Genomic DNA, 17,193 nt, shown 5'->3' with positions numbered 1-17,193 from the left:
AGGGTTTAATATGAATACTTTTCAAATCAGGAGTTTTGCATGAGTACGGTGTTAGTCGTTGAAGATACCCCCTCGGAAATGGCCTTAATCACCTCATTTTTGAAGGACAGTGGTTACTCCGTAATCAGTGCAACGGATGCAAAGGAAGCCCTGGAAAAAGTGAGTCAATTTAAGCCCGATGTGGTGGTCACCGATGTGGTGATGCCGGGAATGAGTGGTTTTGAACTGTGCCGCAGTCTCAAGAAAAACCCTGACACGGAAAAGCTGCCAATTATTGTGTGTACTTCAAAAAACCAAGAACTGGATCGTCTCTGGGCGATGAAACAGGGGGCGGATGCCTATGTCACCAAACCCTTTAATCGGGATGATCTCCTGCGGGCCCTCAAGTCCGTGGTGATCTAGGTGGGGTATTCCTTGTGATGGCTTGTAATGGCTTGTATCGGTTAGGAGTATGAATCGCCAGATTATTTCCCGCGAAGATCAATTAGCATCCTTTGCCACCACCTTGGATGAATCAGGGCGATCGCGCCGTCAAGGGGAAGCCTATTTACGGTTACAACTGAGCGATAGTCTGAGTGCCATTCTGCCGATGCAACAAACCCAAGAGGTCTTGGTAGTTCCCTCCCTGCGCCTTACGCCCATGCCCAACATGCCGCCCCCCGTCATTGGCCTGCTAAATCACCGCAACCGGGTGGTTTGGGTCGTGGACTTGCCCCATCTGCTCGACCTGCCCAGTCTGCCCATGGATATGCCCCAACAGACGATCGCCATTGTTCGGGTTGATCAGCAGCCCTTGGCCCTAGCGGTGAGTCAAATTCGGGGCGTGATTCGCCTGATGCCCGATGCCATCCAATCCCCTGTGGGAACTGTGCCCGCCGCCCTCGTCCCTTACCTGAGTGGGTGCTGTCTCCTCGATAGTGAGATGCTCCTTGTCCTGGATCCGCGGGCGATTATTGGGGCAGATATTTTGGCGATGCGCGGCTAAGGATTCCTGTTGCTTTTCTTTATTTTATTTGAAAATTATTAATTTTTAGGTGATGCGACGATGACCCGTACCCAACCCAATCCTAACCCCTCCAAAAAAGGAGCTACGGCCCCAATTCAGCCCCCGGTTTTACCCGATTCGGTTTTGAATGCCCATCCCGAAGTTACCAATGGAGCCAATGGTCATGGTAGCAATGGCGTGTCTAGTCAAGCCCCAGGGACAACGGATATTCAGCCTTCTCCCCTTGCCGAAAAACCATCTCCACCCAGGGCCCGCTTGCAGGCCAAGTTACTAGCCACGGCCCTTGCCCTAGGGGTGATTCCGGTGGTCGCAGTCGGCGGCGTGGCCTACTGGTCCATGGAGCAATCGGTTGCCCGTGCCCGCAGCCAACAGGGAGAAAACCCAGCCGCTGAAATCTATCTACGCCAACGGGTCAATGATCTGCAACATTTGCAATGGGTGGTGGTGGGCGGTACCCTGATTACGGCCTTGGGGGTTGGGGCGATCGCCGCCTACCTGATCAAGCGCAGTTTACGGCCCCTGATTGCCGCCAATGAAACCGTTGAAAAATTGAGCCAGGGGGACTTCTCCGCCCGTTTATCCGTAACTGGGGAAGATGAGGTAGCCCATCTTGGCCAAAACATCAACCACATGGCCATACAAATTCAAGGCATTCTTTCTAAACAATCCCGAGAGGCCTACCTAGGGAAGTGCCAAAGCCAAATGACCCTCCGTATTGCCGAGCAGGAAACGCCCACCGACATTTTGGACACCGCCGTCACCGAAATCCGGCAGGTTCTCCAGAGCGATCGGGTCATTGTCTACGAATTTGACACCAACTGGGCTGGCAAGGTGGTGGCAGAGTCCGTGGTGGACGGTTGGCCCAAGGCCCTAGAGCAAACCATTGATGACCCCTGCTTCCGCAAAAACTGGATTAAGGCCTACGAAAAGGGACGGGTTCAGGCCACCGCCGATATTTACCAGGCTAATCTGAATGACTGCTACCTAAAGCAACTGGAACCCCTAGGGGTAAAAGCAAATTTGGTGGCTCCCCTCGTCGTCGATCAAAAACTGGTGGCTCTTTTAATTGCCCATCAATGCTCTGGGCCGCGCCAATGGCAAACCGCTGAAGTGAGTTTCTTTACCCAGATGGCCACCCAGGTGGGGTTAGCCCTCGTCCGGGCCAATCTTTTAGCGCGGACGGAAGCCGCCAATACCCAGCAGGCCCTAGAAGCACAGCGGGCCAAGTTTCTCCGGGATTTAACCCTGCGCTTGTCCCAGTTCAAATCCACCTCGGAAATTTTAGCCCAGGGGGTGGCCGACATTCGCCAGATACTCCAAAGCGATCGGGTCATTGTCTACGAATTTGATCCCAACTGGGTCGGTACGGTGGTGGCAGAGTCCGTGGGCGAGGGTTGGCCCAAGGCCCTAGAGCAAACCATTGACGATCCTTGCTTCCGCAAAAACTGGATTAAGGCCTATGAAAAAGGGCGGGTACAGGCCACCGCCGACATTGATGCCGCCAACTTAAACGAGTGTTACTTGGGTCAATTAAAGCCCCTAGGCGTGAAAGCCAATCTTGTCGCCCCCATGCTCGTCGAGCAGAAGCTGGTTGCCCTCCTCATTGCCCACCAGTGTGATGCCCCCCGCCAATGGCAACAGTCGGAAATTGATTTCTTCACCCAATTGGCAACCCAACTCGGCTTAGTGATTGAGCGGGCCAACTTCCTGCGGGAGACGGAGGCCGCCCGCCAAAAAGCAGAAACCCTGGCGGCCGATCGCCAACGTCAAACGGAAGATATTCAACTACAACTGATTAACTTGCTCTCGGAGGTTGAAGAAGCCTCCCAGGGGAACCTGATGGTGCGGGCTGACATTACCGCCGGGGAAATTGGCACGGTGGCGGACATCTTTAACTCCCTGATTGAAAGTCTGCGGGAAGTGGTGATCCAGGTAAAAACCGCCACCAGTCAAGTGAATGCGTCCCTCAGTGAAGATGAAACCGCCATGGGCCAGCTTGCGAAGGAATCCCTGCGCCAGGCCAAGAAAATTAATCGGATGCTGGAGGCGATCGAAGAGATGTCTGCCTCTATTGAATCCGTGACCCACAGTGCCAACCAAGCCGCTGAGGTTGCCCGTCATGCCTCAGAAACCGCCCAAACCAGTGGGGAAACGATGGATGAAACGGTGCAGAGTATTATGCATCTCCGGGAAACCGTTGCCGAAACCGCTAAAAAAGTGAAGCGATTAGGGGAGTCCTCCCAACAGATTTCTAAGGTGATTTCGCTGATTAACCAGATTGCCCTACAAACAAACCTTTTAGCCATTAACGCTAGTATTGAGGCGGCGCGGGCAGGGGAAGAAGGCCGTGGTTTTGCAGTGGTTGCGGAAGAAGTGGGGGAACTGGCGGCGCGATCGGCGGCGGCAACCAAGGAAATTGAACAGATTGTGGAAGCGATTCAACAGGAGACCAACGAAGTAGTAGCGGCGATGGAAACCGGCACATCCCAGGTGGTGGAGGGAACCCGCCTCGTGGAAACCGCCAAGAAAAACCTGGAGGAAATTGTGGAAGTGTCCCACCACATTGATGAACTGGTGCAGTCTATTTCCGAATCCACCGTGTCCCAGTCCCACACCTCCAATACGGTGAACACGCTGATGAAGGACATTGCCAAGGTCTCGGAGGGGATGTCCGCCACCTCTCAACATATTTCCGATTCCCTGCAAGAAACGGTAGCCGTCGCCCAAACCCTACAGGCTTCAGTGGACACCTTTAAGGTGAGTGCGGAGGGCTAGATCACAATGCCCGACGTTAGTGTAGATGAACTGGTACGGCTGCAATTCCTGGAGGAAGCCCAGGATTATTTGCAGGTGATTGAAACCGGCCTCCTAGAGCTAGGGGATATTCCTGAGCAGGAGCGGCGATCGCGGCTGGATGGGATTTTGCGGGCGGCCCATTCCATTAAAGGCGGGGCGGCAATGATGGGGTTCCAAAACCTGAGTCAATTGGCCCACCGCATGGAGGATTTCTTTAAGGTTTTGCGGGGCGGCCGTCCCGTGGATGCCTTTGTGCAGCAGGAGTTGCTCCGGGCAGTGGATCAACTGCAACAGGTCATTACCCTAACCCGACAGGGCACGGAACCCAAACCCTCCTGGCTGAGTAGCCAAGCAGATCCCATCTTTAACCATTTACAGGAGATATTAGGCGACCCCCAAGCAGAAGATGAAATGGCTCTGCTCTCGGAAGATGGGGGCAATGATATGCGGGTGATGCTCTTTGAGTCAGAGGTAGAAGCCTGTCTTCAGCGTCTTGAGGCGGTGATTGCTGACCCGGCCCAACCCTGTTTGCGAGAAGAGCTAGAAATTGCCGCCCAAGAACTGGAAGGCCTCGGTCAAATTCTGGAGCTACCGGCCTTTACGTCTTTTTGCGCCTCCGTCAATGACTATCTCAAGAGTAACCCCACTCCCCTGGGAACTCTGGCAGCCCAGGTATTACAGCAATGGCGGCGATCGCAGGCCTTGGTTTTGATTGGTCAACTCACGGCCCTACCGGATCACTTTGATCCCACCGCGATGCCAGTAATGCCCCTAGAATCAAGTACCACCGTGACAGCGGATGCCCTCTTTATTGATGAAGTTGATCAGGTTGATGCACGGGATGAAGACGAATTTTCGGTTATTCAACTTGAAGACTCAACGGTTCCCCAATTAGGCGAGGGGACGGTTACCGGCGATCGCCCCGAACCAGCCCTAGGGAATAGCTTTGATGGCGAATCCTTTGCGGATTTTGAATTGGAGCAAATCAATCTCGAAGGCTTGGCCGATGTCCTCGGTGGCGAGTTCCCCCTAGAGGTTCCCCCCTTAGGGGAGGATAGCGGTAGCCTGGCCGCAATGAACGATGAACTAGTTGAAGGTGAGCCAGTTGACAACGAGACGGCTGAGGACGAGACGGACGATGATGACATCGAAACCATTCTAGGGGTAGATTCATTCCCCAGCCAAACTACTCAAAAAGAGACCACTGATCAGCAAACACTATCCCAGCCTGCTACCCCATCCCCAGGGGCGATCGCCCCGGAAATTCAGGATATGACCGTGCGGGTGGCGGTTCAACAACTGGATCACCTCAGTGATCTGTTTGGGGAATTAACCATTGAACGGAATGGGTTAGATTTACAACTGGAACGGCTCCATCAATTACTGGAAATGCTCAAGGGCAAAGTACGGGCCTTAGAGCAGTCTAATTTTCGTTTGCGGACAGGCTACGACCGTTTTGGCAGTGGAGTTAAGGTGGTGGGGAACGCGGTGGAATCCCTCAGTACTGTCCCTGGGCGAAGTCCGACTCCCCTAACCCCTTCCCTGCCGGGGGGAGATTGGCATCAGGGATTTGATAGCCTAGAGTTCGATCGCTACAGTGATCTGCACCTGTTATCCCAAGAGGTGATGGAATCCATTGTTCAGATCCAGGAAATCACCAGTGATTTAGAAATTGGCCTAGAGGATACGGAGCATACTAGCCGAGATCTCAACCGCACGGCGAAACAACTTCAAACCCGATTTACCCAAATTCGGATGCGACCCTTTGCGGACTTAGCCAATCGCTATCCACGCTTAATTCGGCACCTTTGCCAAGAACATGGTAAACGGGTCAAACTGGATATTCAAGGGGGCCATACCCTCATCGATCGCTCGGTATTAGCGATTTTGAGTGATCCCTTAATGCACATTGTCCGCAATGCCTTTGACCATGGTCTTGAATCCCCCAGCGATCGCCAACGCCAAGGGAAATCCCCCCAAGGGCACATTGAGTTGCGGGCCACCTACCGGGGCAACCAAACCGTGATCACCATTACCGATGATGGCCGCGGCATTGATCCGGAAAAACTGCGCCAAAAAGCACTTCAACTGGGATTTCATTCCCAAACCCTGAATAGTGCCAGAGATCGCGAGTTAATTGACCTCATCTTTGAGCCAGGGTTTAGTACCGCCAGTCAAGTCACCTCCCTATCGGGCCGGGGCGTGGGCATGGATGTAGTCCGTACCAACCTGCGCCAAGTGCGGGGAGATGTCCGGGTGGAAACCCGCCTAGGGGAAGGGACAACCTTTACAATCACCGTGCCCTATACCCTATCCGTTGTCCGGGTACTCCTGGCCGAGGTGGCAGGGATGTTGGTGGCGATTCCCACCGAGGCGATCGAAGAAATGATGCTCCGCGATCGCTACCCGATTATTGAAACCGTCGGTCAAAAAATTCTTGACTGGCAAGGCTACATGATTCCCCTCGTGCAACTACAGGACTATTTCCGCTTTAGCCGGCCCCATCGCTCCTTAGATATGGATGCCATTCCCACGATTAACGATCCCACCGTCATGCTCCTGGCCCAAGGGGATGATTTAATTGGCATTGAAATCGATCGCTATTGGGGAGAACAGGAAGTAACTATTCGCCAAGTGGACGGAGATATGGGCCTCCCCCCTGGCTTTAGTGGTTGCACCATTTTGGGAGATGGTCGGATTGTCCCCCTCATTGATACCCTGGCCCTATTGCGTTGGTTTGATCACGCCTCCTTGGGAGATGGGGCCCCGGCCCGCCCACCCGCCCCAACCCTGAATCTGCCCCAGCAAGAAACCATTCTGGTGGTAGATGACTCCATCAATGTCCGTCGTTTCCTCGCCAATACCTTGGAAAAAGCAGGGTACCATGTGGAACAGGCCAAGGATGGTCAAGAGGCCCTCGACAAACTGCAAACCGACTTACGGGTCGATGCCGTCATCTGTGACATTGAAATGCCCCGCCTCGATGGCTATGGATTTCTGGCCCATGTCAAAACCCTAGGGCATCGCCAACAGCTACCCATTACCATGCTCACCTCCCGCACTGGCGATAAACACCGTCAACTCGCCTTTAATCTGGGGGCCGCCGCCTACTTTAGCAAACCCTTCCGGGAAACCGAACTCCTCAAATCCCTCCGCCAACTCATTAACGGGGAAACCCTCCATGGCCATTAATTCCCCCCGTCGGCTCCGCCATCGTCAGGCCAAACAGATTATCCTGCGGCAATTTCTCACCTTTACCATTCGTCAGGAACAGTTTGCCCTCCCCATTGAAACGGTTCTTAAAGTTATTCCCCTCCATCAGATCCATGGGGATCCGGAAAGGGGCGGGATTGGCCTCATCACGTACCAAAATCAAGAAGTTTTTGTGATTGATATTGGGTGCTGCCTATTTAGGGATGCAATGATGTCCCCGGAAGTAGATCAACAGCGTTTTCTCCTGCTATTGCAACGTCAAGAAAGTAGCGATCATGAGTTAATTGGTTTACCCATTGCAGATCCACCCACTCTGGAGCGGGTTCCGGCAGATCAGGTTGCGCCCCTGCCAAAGAACTACTTACATTGGGGAAATATTCATGGTGTCAGTTCCCGCATGATCACCAGTCCAGAGAATGCCAATTTACCCCCTATTTTTGTGATTGACCTAGAGCAAATTCTGGCATCCCTTGCCGAGATGAACACTTCGCAAACATAATATTCTCAGACATAACTATTTTAAAAATTCTCGGCTGTAGTCCGATTAATGATGGAGCAGCGTCTTCAGAAGATTCTTTCCCAATGGGGAATTACCTCTCGCCGCCAAGCTGAAGAATGGATTAAAGCTGGCCGGGTTCGGGTGAATGGTCAACTGGCCCACCTGGGCGATCGCGCCGACCCCGATCGCGATCGCATTGAATATAACGGGAAATGGCTCAATCCCCAGTATCCACCCGATCGGGTTTACCTTCTCCTCCACAAGCCTCTAGGGGTGATCTGCACCTGCCATGACCCCCAGGGACGGGTTACTATTCTCGATATTTTGCCGAAGCACTACCAGGAAACCCCTGGGTTGCATCCCGTGGGCCGTTTAGATGCGGACAGTACCGGTGCCCTGATTCTCACCAACGACGGTGAACTAACCTTTTGCCTCAGCCATCCCCGCCACCATATTCCCAAGACCTATCATGTCTGGGTAGAGGGAAGCCCATCGAAGTCAGCATTACGACAATGGCGAAATGGCATTCCTCTGGATGGCCAGCAAACCCTAAACGCCCAAGTGAATGTCCTTAAAAAATCCGACCAGCCTACCCCAAGAACCCTGCTCAAAATTGTCCTCCACGAAGGTCGGAATCGACAAATTCGTCGGATTGCTCAATACTTAGGCTATTCTGTCCTTGCGCTCCATCGCCTGGCCATTGGCCCGATTCAACTGAGTTGCAAACGTCAGGGGAAATTAGACGTGGGCCAGGTGCGTGTATTGTCCAACCATGAGCTAAACCAACTAGAACAAACCGGACATTCAAAGGGGGAATTTCCCCCTATCATAGGGTGAAGGTTCCCTTAGCAGGTAGGATTAGCAAATTGATCCTAAAACCTAGAAATAGTCTAGGCTGAATCATAAGTCATGATGTGTGGTTGTTCCTGATGCTTACTGAGAGTCGCTATAAGGAGAGTTACAGCTATGCCAAATCTGAATCACCTCGATCAAGATCGGGCAGCAAAACTGGCGGAAATCGGTGCGTTCTTACAAGAAAAGCGTCAAGAACTTGGCTTACCCCTAGATGAAATTGCCGCCAAAACAATGATTCGCCAATCCATTCTGGAGGCCATTGAAGCCGGCACGATCGCCCACCTGCCGGAGCCAATATATACCCAAGGGTTTATTCGCCGCTTTGCCGATGCCCTTGGCCTAGAGGGTAAAGTCATCGCATCGGAATATCCGACGGAAACCCATGTTTACACGGTTGAGCAAAAGAAAGAGAGTCCGCGCCGCTTATCTACCCCCCAACTGCGGCCGATTCACCTATACTTAGCCTACTTTTTCCTAGTAATTGGCTCAGTGGCGGCCCTTGCCTACATCTTTAAGCCCACCGTCCAAGGTATTGCCGATGGGGATACCGCTCCAGACGTTACCGCTACCCCTGAAGCGAGTCCCTCTCCCGCTGCCACAACTTTCCCGGAAACAGTCCAAAACAGTCCTAGCCCTAGCCCAGAATCCTCTCCCCCCCTCGCCGATCAGCCGGTACAAGTGGATGTCACCCTAGAGGGAGATTCCTGGATTGAAGTTGAGGTGGATGGCACCATGGTTTTTGTGGGCATGATGGAAACCGGCAGTGAGCAAACCTGGAAAGGCAAGGAACGCATTATTGTGCGTTCGGGGAATGCGGGAGCCGTGAACATTGCCTACAACAATAATCCAGCAGAGAAGATGGGGGCCCTGGGAGATGTGGAGGTTAAGGAGTATGGCCCGAGTGGGTCTGGGGAGACCTCTGTGAACAATTCTATGAATAATCAAGCAACTACTGTCCCAGATTCTACGTCATCTACCTACTAGGGATGATCAGCGATCGCCCTGGTGAATGATCCCTAGGGTGAATGATTCTAGGTCAAAGGATTTTAATTTGATTGATAATTTGATTAATGTCTAGTCCTGAAATTGATCTGTCCGTCCCCTACCAAGTAGGGGGCAGTTTACCGAGTGCCTGTCCAACCTACGTAGAACGCCAAGCCGATCGCGACCTCTACGGTGGTTTGCGAGCAGGTGAATTTTGCTATGTCTTAAATTCTCGGCAAATGGGGAAGTCCAGCCTGCGGGTACAGGTGATGCAGCGGCTTCAGGGGGATGGCTATGCCTGTGCGGCCTTAGATATTACAAAAATCGGTAGTCAAAATATTAATGCGGATCAGTGGTATGCCAGTCTGATTGGTGCCCTTGTCCAAAGCTTTCAGTTGGCGGATGTGTTTAATCTACGGTCTTGGTGGCGCGATCGCCAACTCATGTCGCCCATTCATCGCCTTGGGGAATTTATGGAACAGGTCTTACTGCACCATCGCACCTGTCCCCTGGTGATTTTCATTGATGAGGTGGATAGCCTCCTGAGCTTGCCCTTTTCCACCGATGACTTTTTTGCCTGGATCCGTTCCTGCTATAACCAACGGGCCGATGATCCCAGTTACCAGCGGTTGACCTTTGCCCTTTTGGGGGTAGCCACCCCCGATCGCCTGATTGAAGATAAACAACGCACCCCCTTTAATATTGGCCGGGCCATTTCCCTAGAAGGGTTTCAGTTAGAGGAAGCAACACCCCTCCTAGAGGGAATTCGTTCCCTCAGTGATCAGCCCCAAGCACTCCTAAGGGCAGTCTTAACCTGGACGGGTGGTCAACCCTTTCTCACCCAGAAAATTTGCCGTCTTCTCCAGGTTCGGGATCAGTTTGTCCCTAGTGGAGAGGCGGAGGATCATGTTGAGCGACTCATTCAGAAAATGATCTTACAGGACTGGGAACGGCAGGATGAGCCAGAGCATCTAAAAACCCTACGAAACCGTCTATTGGCCGATGAACAGCGGAGTGGCCGTCTACTGGGAATGTATCAAAAAATTCTAGAGCAGGGCAGTATTCCCCTGGATAATAGTCCGGAGGAACGCTCGTTAAGTTTGACGGGACTCGTATGCCAGCGGTGGGGGCAGTTGCAGGTCTTTAATCCCATTTATGCCCATGTGTTCAATGGAAATTGGGTGGAGGAGCAGCTCGCCCAGCTACGTCCCTACAGTGATAGTTTTCAGGCGTGGTTGCGATCGGGGGGCCAGGATAGTTCACGGCTGTTGCGGGGACAGGCTCTCCAGGATGCCCTCCTGTGGGCCAATGGCAAGAGTTTGTCGGACTTAGATTATCAATTTTTTGCCGCCAGCCAAGATCTAAATCAGCGGGAAATGCAGCATACCTTGCTCCTGGAACGCCAGGAAAAGCAGGCGATCGCTGCGGCCAATGCTATTTTAGATCAGGCCCAACACCGGGCTAGACGGTTGATGCGCCAAGCCATGACGGCCCTCGCCATGGTGTCGTTACTCTCCCTGGGGGTGGGTATCGTCCTCATTAAAACCAACTATGATCTGCGCGCCTCGCGGATTAGTCTGACCCTAGAACAGGAGAGTATTGATAGCTTAAGTCGCTTTTCTGGCCAGGAATTACCGGCCCTTGTCAGTGCGATCGCCGCGGGGCGTACTCTAGATGAATTGGTTGGGAATACTCCCCTGAGTGACTACCCCACCACCCGGCCGATCTTTGCCCTGAATACCCTACTGGGTCAGATTCACGCCCGCAATCAGTGGCAAGCCCCAGGGAATACCCGAGAAAATTCCATGGTGGGGAGTGGGTTTATCGATGCCGAAACCATTGTCACCATTAGTGAGGGGGGAGAATTAATCCTTTGGAATCAGGCTGGTTTACCCCAGGCTGAATTTCCCCTCAACCGAGACGATATTGGTGGTGTCCGTTTCCATAGAGAGGGCGATCGCCTCGCTCTGTTAACCACGTCCGGCATGGTGGAACTCTGGCAACTGAAACCGGATATCACCTTCCTGGCTAAACTAGGGGGAGCCAACAGCCAAATTGTCAGTTTTCGCTTTAGTCCCGACAACACGGAAATGGCCGCCTTGAGCAAGGAGGGGCGGGTCTATCGCTGGAATAACCAGGGAGAATTACTGGGGGAATTTTCAGCCCACCAAGGCCAGGGATACAGTATGAGCTACAGTCCCGATGGTCAATTTCTGGCAACCACCGGTAGTGATGGCCATATTCGCCGCTGGAATCTAGGGGGAGAACTTCAGGCGGACTGGCAGGCTCCCCCCAATCAGCCGGTAGATCAAAATAGTTTGACGTTTTTAGGTGATGGCCTGTTGGCGACGGTGGGGGTCGATGGCATTTTACGACTATGGGATAGCAATGGTCAGCAACGAAATCAGTGGCGAGTCAGTACCGCGCCCGTGTACTACGTCGGCTATGATCCCCGTGGCTATTTAATTACCCTCAGTAACGATAATGTGATTCGCCTCTGGAATGAGAATGGCTTACTGCACACGGAGCTAAGGGGCCATGAGCAGTTTGTCAATAGTGTGCAATTTGATACCCAGGGGGAATGGTTAATCAGTAGCGATCGCGGCGGTGGCATCTACCTATGGCAGATTAAGAACCAGCGTCATCGGGTGTGGCCGGCGAATCAAGAGAGTCTTTGGGCCCTGGCCTTTGCCCCGGATGGTGAAACCCTGGCCACGGGAGGAAAAGATGGTCGGGTACGTCTCTGGCAAAAGGATGGTACCTTTTTAGCGGAAACACCGATCCTGGATCCGGCGGGGATTAATAGTTTGGCCTTTACCAGCAGCGGTCAACAGGTGGCGATCGCCGCGAGTCACGATATTTATCTCTGGCAACAGGAACAGATGGATCCACCGGAAAAACTTTGGCACAGTGAGGCAAGACTCTACACCGTCGCAGTCAGTCCCGACGATCGTTATCTGGTGGCGGGGGATGGTCAGGGGATGATTCATCGGTTGAATCTTCAGGATCAGAGTCAATTGAGCTTTGGTGGCTCGGGGGAAAGTATTTGGAGTTTAAGCATTAATCCCGTGACTGGACTTTTAGCCAGTACCGGCGAAGGGGGCAGTGTCAAACTCTGGAACATTGAGGCCGGCACCCTAGCGCAAACCTTAGAACCCAACCAAGGCTGGTTAGCGATGGTGCGTTTTAGTCAAGATGGTCAAACCCTGATTGCGGGGGGGGACGGGGGCTGGATTAATGTTTGGAATGGCCAGGGGCAAAACCATCAACAGTTTCGTGGCCATTTACGCAGTATTCTCAGCCTAGGTCTGAGTGCGGACGGTCAGATGATTGCCGCCGCATCCCAAGATCGTACCGTGAGTCTCTGGTCCCGCAGTGGCCAACCCCTGGGGCAAACAACAGCAGTTCCCGGTGTCTCCTACGGCGTAGATATTTCAGCCACAAATCCTCCTGTGGTGGCGATCGCCGGTCAAAATGATCAAATTATTCTCACGGCTTTCTATCCGTTGCCGGAACTCTTGCAGTATGCCTGTGACTGGCTACGGGACTATCGCTACCAAAATAAAGATGTTGCTCAGGTTTGCCCTGGTTAATATCCTCAGGTTGAGATCCTCATCCGCTGCTCCGAAGAAGACGGCTAAACGATTCTCCTAAACGGTAAAGTGAACCCCTAGACTCAGGCAGTAGATTCGGACAGTAGAGGTTAAATACTTAACCGCTGGAAAATCTCTTCCAAATGCTGCAAGTGATGCTGGGGATTAAAACAATTGGCCAGTTCATCCGCCGATAATTGGGCGGTAACGGCGGTATCTCCCCTGAGATTTTCTAAGAAGTTACCATTTTCTTGATTCCAGGCGGCATGGGCATGGCGTTGCACTAGGGCATAGGCATCTTCCCGCACCATTCCTTTTTCCACCAAGGTTAATAGAACCCGCTGACTGAAAATGACCCCACCATAGAGATTCATATTCCGCTGCATATTTTCTGGGTACACCTGAAGGGTGCGAATCAACTCGGTAGTTTCCACGAGCATGAAGTAGGTCAGGATGGAACTATCGGGCAGAATCACTCGCTCGACGGCACTGTGGGAAATATCCCGTTCATGCCACAGGGCCATATTTTCCAGGGCAGCGATCGCATTGCCCCGTAGGATTCGGGCTAAACCCGTTAACCGCTCGGAGCGAATCGGATTCCGTTTATGGGGCATGGCGGAGGAGCCTTTTTGTCCCTTAGAAAAGAACTCTTCCACCTCCAGAACATCGGTGCGCTGAAGATTACGGATTTCCACGGCAAACCGTTCTAGGGATGCGGCCAATAGGGCAAGAACCTGGACATACTCACCGTGGCGATCGCGGGAAATCACTTGGGTTGAAGCGGTATCCGGGTGCAGTCCTAGGTTTTGACATGCAATTGCTTCGATCTTGGGATCAATATTGGCATAGGTTCCCACCGCCCCAGAGATCTTTCCCACGGCAATGGTTTTATGGAGTTGACACAGGCGATCGCGATGGCGCAATAGTTCGGCCAACCAACCCGCTAACTTAAAGCCAAAGGTAATGGGTTCAGCGTGGATACCATGACTTCGTCCCACCATGACGGTATAGCGATGCTCCTGGGCCTTCGCCCGCGTCACCTGGATCAAGGTTTCCAGTTGCTGGGAAAGCAAGTTGAGACTGGCCATCAATTGTAAGGCCAGGCCCGTATCCAAGACATCGGAACTGGTCAGACCGAGGTGAATATAGCGGCCATCTTCCCCCACGTACTCATTCACATTGGTGAGAAAGGCAATCACATCATGCTTGACTTCGGCTTCAATTTCCAGGATGCGATCGGGGTCAAAGTCCGCCTTAGCTTTGATCGTCTCTAGGGCAGAGAGGGGCATCAATCCCAACTGGGCCTGGGCCTCACAAACCGCTAGTTCAACCTGGAGCCAAGTTTTGAATTTATAACCATCAGTCCACAATGTTCCCATGGGGGGCAGGGTATAGCGTTCAATCATAGGATGTCTTCAAAAAGAAACTAAAATAACGAAAATAACAAAAACATTCAAAACGTTGAAAAAGCTGAATGTCCAGAACTATTTGCGCTCAGGATGCTGGGCCGCTTCACTGGTGGCCATTTGATTCAGGCAGTGGATCAGTTGATAGAGACGACTAAAATCCCGCTGATTAAAATGCAACATCAAACGGGGAAGGTGAACTGTGCGGATAAAGTTGGTTTGGGTTAGGGGCTGTTCATCCTCCAATTCCCGAGGCAGGGGGATGGTTTTTTCAATCTGTCCACTCAGTAAAATATCCCCAAACTCTTGATTGAGTTGCCCTAGCTGCTCATCCGTAATCTCTTGATTGAGACGGAGTACCAGTTGCCCCTTGACATAGCGACAGGAGTGGTAGACCCGATAAAACTGGCTGAGGGACTCAATTGCCTGGCTCACATCATCGGTAATGGTATAAAGCTGCCGATCTTCCGGGTTAATCAGGCCATTGGCACTGAGTTGGTTTTGGATATACTGATCCCAATCGCGCCAATAGGTTCCACCGGGGGCATCCACAAGAACCATGGGGGTGGGTGGTGCTTTTCCCGTTTGGCACAGGGTCAGGCATTCAAAGGCTTCATCTTGGGTTCCAAATCCCCCCGGAAAGACGGCGATCGCATCAGTTTCTTTTAATAGGAAGAGTTTGCGGGTAAAAAAGTATTTGAAATGAATCAGGCGTGGATCCCCTTCAATATAGGCATTGGCCCCCTGTTCAAAGGGAAGGTCAATATTGAGTCCAAAGGAATTTTCCGCACCAGCTCCCTTGTTACCCGCTTCCATAATGCCTCCGCCCGCGCCAGTCATTACCATAAATCCTTGGGCGGTGGCTTTTTGGGCAAACTCCGCTGCCATGGCATAGGCAGGATGATCGCTGGGGGTACGGGCCGAGCCAAAGATGGATATTTTACGGGTATGGCGATAGGGGGCAAAGACCCGTAGGGCCTGGTGCATGTCCCGCAGGGAGGAGCGCAAAATCTTCCAGTCGAGTCGTTCTAACTCTTCCTCAGTTAGGTGAGCAAAGGTGGTTAAAGTTTGATAAATCAGTTCGCCGTGGGGAGAGCTATCTAGGCCATCAACTAAATCTACTAATTGTTGCTTCAGGGCTTGCAACGCTTCAGCCGTAATGGTCATGGCACCCTGCTAATGTTAACACCCTATTTTATCAGGCGCGGTTCACTATCAGGCAGGGTTCACTGGCGCTCCACTATGGCATCGATTTCCTGACTGGCGGCCAACATTTCCCGCACGACCTCGCTGGGTAATTGATCCCGTTGGGCCAGGGCCCGATCCAGGTAGGAGCGACTGTTTTCATAGTTTCCCGACATTCTGAGAATTTGAGCCTTCAGGTAAAGCAACTCCGGGTTATGGGGGGCTGCCCCTAGGGCCCGATCCACAGCGGTTAGAGCCAGGGGCAGTTGGTTAGAATCCCGGTAGGCTAGGGCCGTTCCCCGGTAGCTGAGATAGGTGGGAGCGGCGCGGTTCTGAAGTCGCTGTACCGCTGCTTCACTATCAAAAAAACCGATGTTATTGGCAACGCCCCACTCAATATAGCCGCGAATCAAATTAAGTTCTGGATCATTGGCATCGATCGCCTCCGCTTGGTCAAGGAATCGAAACATTTGCTGTACCCGCAACAGGGCCGCCGATGCCCCTAAAAAGGGCCCAGCCCCAGCATCGGAAATTTCGTAGGCCGCCAGTAAAAAATGTCCCACAGCCTGATATAAATTGCTCCGCAGGGGATCCCGATCGCCCAGATTTTGGGCGGCCCGCAGGGTTTGTTCACTAAACTGACGATAGGTTTCCCAATCCTGATCTAGGTAGGCGATTCCCGCCGCAAGGGTGAGGGTGAGGGGTTCGCGGCGATCGCTCTGGAGGGCCGCTGGCAATAAGTCTTTTCCCTTGCGATAATGACCATCACGGAAGATAGCCTCAAAAACTGCTTCTGTTTGATCGGAAATTGGCCGGGCCTGCGTTCCGGAACGAAATGGATCCGCCGCCCACGCAGGAATCGTCATGATCCAGGGGGCGATCGCCAAGACAGCGGCCCGACAACAACGGGTCATGATGGAAATGGAACCGTGCGGCTGCATTGATCATCCTCCAGGAGTTTACTTTGCTTTCCCTTAAAAATATTAGCTATCATCCCCCGGCCACCCCCCAGCCCATTTTGGATCAGTTGACCCTAGAGCTAGGGCCCCAAGAATTGGGGTTGATTATCGGCCCGAGCGGATCCGGGAAAAGCACCTTACTTGAGATTCTAGCGGGGTTAGCCACACCCCATCGGGGAACCATCTCTTGGCAAAATCAAGACCTTTCAGCCCTAGAGTTACAGCAGTTGGCTGGCTTAGTCTTTCAGTTTCCCGATCGCTATTTTTGCGGTAGTACCATCTTAGAAGAAATTCGCTTTGGCCATCCCGACGTGGGGATCGATCGGGTTGACAGGGCCCTTGCCGATGTGGGCTTAGATCACCTCCCCCTCCACGGCCGTCCCCAATCCCTCAGTGGCGGTCAACAACGTCGCCTCGCCCTAGCCGTCCAGCTCATTCGCCAGCCCTATTTACTCCTCCTAGATGAACCCACCGCCGGACTGGATTGGTCTATGCGGCAACAATTGATTACCGTCCTCGGTCGCCTAAAACAGCATTGGAGTTTATTGGTCGTTAGCCACGAAGCCAAGGAGTTACTCCCCATTAGCGATCGCTGCTGGCAACTCACCCAGGGCCACCTAGAGGCGATCCCCCTATCCCCTTCTTCCTGCCTCAAACCCTAAAGACTTTCCCCTTACGTTCCCCACACCCTAGGAAT

12 protein-coding genes are annotated in these 17,193 nt (G+C 52.7%); 9 read left to right on the top strand and 3 right to left on the bottom strand.

The window, feature by feature from the left end:
- The first annotated feature begins 39 nt into the window (after positions 1-39).
- The 8 genes from L3556_RS13200 (at position 40) to L3556_RS13165 (ending at position 12,946) form a co-directional block, all read left to right on the top strand.
- Positions 40-402 carry a response regulator gene (locus L3556_RS13200; protein ID WP_277867798.1) on the top strand — a complete coding sequence of 121 codons (363 nt, stop codon included), beginning with the start codon at positions 40-42 and terminating at the stop codon, positions 400-402.
- 49 nt (positions 403-451) lie between these two features.
- Positions 452-985: a chemotaxis protein CheW gene (locus tag L3556_RS13195; protein ID WP_277867797.1), complete on the top strand. Its 534-nt coding sequence runs from the start codon at positions 452-454 to the stop codon at positions 983-985.
- A gap of 60 nt (positions 986-1,045) precedes the next feature.
- The gene (locus L3556_RS13190) at positions 1,046-3,781 is read left to right on the top strand and encodes a methyl-accepting chemotaxis protein (protein WP_277867796.1); all 2,736 of its coding nucleotides are present in this window, start codon (positions 1,046-1,048) and stop codon (positions 3,779-3,781) included.
- A gap of 6 nt (positions 3,782-3,787) precedes the next feature.
- Complete coding sequence (locus L3556_RS13185; protein WP_277867795.1) at positions 3,788-6,994, top strand: hybrid sensor histidine kinase/response regulator; 3,207 nt, start codon at positions 3,788-3,790, stop codon at positions 6,992-6,994.
- Complete coding sequence (locus L3556_RS13180; protein ID WP_277867794.1) at positions 6,984-7,514, top strand: chemotaxis protein CheW; 531 nt, start codon at positions 6,984-6,986, stop codon at positions 7,512-7,514. Before L3556_RS13185 ends, L3556_RS13180 begins: the two co-directional genes overlap by 11 nt.
- A 51-nt stretch (positions 7,515-7,565) precedes the next feature.
- Positions 7,566-8,351, top strand: coding sequence for a pseudouridine synthase (locus L3556_RS13175; RefSeq protein ID WP_277867855.1), 786 nt, complete (start codon positions 7,566-7,568; stop codon positions 8,349-8,351).
- Between the two features lie 129 nt (positions 8,352-8,480).
- Positions 8,481-9,353 (top strand): helix-turn-helix domain-containing protein, encoded by an 873-nt coding sequence (locus L3556_RS13170; protein WP_277867793.1) that lies wholly within the window; start codon positions 8,481-8,483, stop codon positions 9,351-9,353.
- 86 nt (positions 9,354-9,439) lie between these two features.
- Complete coding sequence (locus L3556_RS13165; RefSeq protein WP_277867792.1) at positions 9,440-12,946, top strand: AAA-like domain-containing protein; 3,507 nt, start codon at positions 9,440-9,442, stop codon at positions 12,944-12,946.
- Positions 12,947-13,056: 110 nt separating this feature from the next.
- On the opposite strand, the gene purB is transcribed toward L3556_RS13165, so the two are convergent.
- From purB to L3556_RS13150, 3 genes are all read right to left on the bottom strand, one after another.
- A complete protein-coding gene (gene purB, locus L3556_RS13160) occupies positions 13,057-14,352 on the bottom strand; it encodes an adenylosuccinate lyase (protein ID WP_277867791.1) in 1,296 nt (431 codons plus the stop codon).
- Between the two features lie 78 nt (positions 14,353-14,430).
- Positions 14,431-15,519: an LOG family protein gene (locus L3556_RS13155; RefSeq protein ID WP_277867790.1), complete on the bottom strand. Its 1,089-nt coding sequence runs from the start codon at positions 15,517-15,519 to the stop codon at positions 14,431-14,433.
- A gap of 59 nt (positions 15,520-15,578) precedes the next feature.
- A complete protein-coding gene (locus L3556_RS13150; RefSeq protein ID WP_277867789.1) occupies positions 15,579-16,478 on the bottom strand; it encodes a Sll0314/Alr1548 family TPR repeat-containing protein in 900 nt (299 codons plus the stop codon).
- A gap of 23 nt (positions 16,479-16,501) precedes the next feature.
- Here L3556_RS13150 and L3556_RS13145 point away from each other — a divergent pair, with 23 nt between their 5' ends.
- Positions 16,502-17,158 (top strand): ABC transporter ATP-binding protein, encoded by a 657-nt coding sequence (locus tag L3556_RS13145; protein ID WP_277867788.1) that lies wholly within the window; start codon positions 16,502-16,504, stop codon positions 17,156-17,158.
- Positions 17,159-17,193 lie beyond the last annotated feature (35 nt).

This window comes from Candidatus Synechococcus calcipolaris G9, from assembly GCF_029582805.1.
Classification (GTDB): Bacteria; Cyanobacteriota; Cyanobacteriia; order Thermosynechococcales; family Thermosynechococcaceae; genus Synechococcus_F; species Synechococcus_F calcipolaris.
This window is presented reverse-complemented; position numbering and strand designations above follow the sequence as displayed.